Genomic DNA, 257 nt, shown 5'->3' on the forward strand with positions numbered 1-257 from the left:
TGGAGAGCGACACCTGGGCGAAATACGCCTGCTGGATCAGCGCTTCAAAGGTCAGGATGTGATCGCGGACCCGCACATGCCCGTTGTGGAATTCAACGTCGGCCTCGCTGACTTCATATTTGCGCGCGGCAAACTCCACCAGGCGCTGCTTGATGGTTTCGGCGGCATTCTGTGCGGCCTTGCCGTTCAGGTCGGCGCCGCTGGAAGCCGCCGTCGGCGAGGTGTTGGGCACCTTGTCGGTGTTGGTGGCGGTGATC

The 257-nt window shown here is 62.3% G+C and carries 1 protein-coding gene; it reads right to left on the minus strand.

Annotated features, from left to right (window positions below):
- Window positions 1-257 (minus strand): molybdopterin cofactor-binding domain-containing protein (locus tag ACKX14_RS16165; protein ID WP_422449447.1); only part of this gene is annotated, 257 nt, incomplete at both ends.

Source organism: Thermorhabdus hydrogeniformans (assembly GCF_049310025.1).
GTDB lineage: Bacteria > Bacillota > Thermosediminibacteria > Thermosediminibacterales > Tepidanaerobacteraceae > JBJYKD01.